A 231-nucleotide genomic window follows, 5' to 3' on the forward strand; every position below is an offset into this window, starting at 1 on the left:
CATATGTCCAAGCAAAGACATCTTTGAATTCACAAAAAAGAGCTTCGTATATTTCTAGTTCTGAAGGAGAACAACTTTTTCCGACATGAATATTCCCTACAATATTTGTTTTGGTCAAGATATTTATGGCTATAGTCTCTTCAATATTAGACAAGTTTATCTCAGAATCCACCGTACTTACAGTATTTGATAGGAAATCAAAAACTGAAGGATGATTAGGGTCTTCAGGAT

The 231-nt window shown here is 33.3% G+C and carries 1 protein-coding gene; it reads right to left on the reverse strand.

Features of this window, described 5'->3' with window-relative positions; genetic code table 11:
• A partial coding sequence (locus QSV46_RS41230) for a hypothetical protein (RefSeq protein ID WP_314964575.1) occupies nt 1–231 on the reverse strand: 231 nt, incomplete at both ends.

Source organism: Bradyrhizobium cosmicum (assembly GCF_032290525.1).
In the GTDB taxonomy this organism is placed as follows: Bacteria; Pseudomonadota; Alphaproteobacteria; order Rhizobiales; family Xanthobacteraceae; genus Bradyrhizobium; species Bradyrhizobium cosmicum_A.